Origin of the sequence: Mesorhizobium sp. M7A.F.Ca.CA.004.04.2.1, from assembly GCF_004022825.1 — a bacterium.
Lineage (GTDB): Bacteria > Pseudomonadota > Alphaproteobacteria > Rhizobiales > Rhizobiaceae > Mesorhizobium.
The window spans coordinates 1-668 of the sequence record NZ_RZPH01001638.1; the positions used below are offsets into that span (position 1 = coordinate 1).

Consider the following 668-nt stretch of genomic DNA (forward strand, 5'->3'; position numbering starts at 1 on the left):
CTTCGCGCGGTGCTGACACGCCCCGGTTTTGCCGAACCGGAGCTGAAGGTGCTGCGCGGCATTATTTCGTCGCTCGACAGGTTTTCTCCGGCGATGCCGCGCGGCGACGGGTCCCCTGGCGACGACCCGCGGCGCTTGCCCGCGGCCGCCGCGCGGGCCCGCAAGGCGGAAGCGGCGCGCCTTGCCGACACCGGCAAGGACGATGACATACCGCCGCTTGGCGGAAAAGGAACCGACAATGACTGAGCGGCCGATCCTGATGTTCGATTCGGGCATCGGCGGGCTTACCGTGCTGCGCGAGGCGCGCGTGCTGATGCCCGATCGCCGCTTCATCTATGTCGCCGACGACGCTGCGTTTCCCTACGGCGCTTGGGAAGAGCCGGCGCTGAGGGCGCATATACTCGAATTGTTCGGCAAACTGCTTGAGCGCTTTGCGCCGGCCATTTCCGTCATCGCCTGCAACACCGCCTCGACGTTGGTGATCGATGCGTTGCGCGATAGATTTCCCGAGCATCCTTTCGTCGGCATGGTGCCTGCGATCAAACCGGCGGCGGAACGTACGCGCTCAGGGCTGGTTTCGGTGCTGGCGACGCCTGGCACCGTCAAGCGCCAATACACGCGCGACCTGATCAGCAAATGGGCACAGAAATGCCATGTCCGCCTGGTCG

Annotated in this window: 1 protein-coding gene and 1 pseudogene; both read left to right on the top strand. The window is 65.3% G+C overall.

The window, feature by feature from the left end:
- Positions 1 to 246, top strand: a pseudogene (locus EN893_RS36645) (RNA methyltransferase); the annotation flags it as partial.
- Positions 239 to 668, top strand: a 430-nt coding sequence (locus EN893_RS36650) for an aspartate/glutamate racemase family protein (RefSeq protein WP_206640270.1), incomplete at its 3' end; no start/stop codon positions are given. The pseudogene EN893_RS36645 and the gene EN893_RS36650, both read left to right, overlap by 8 nt.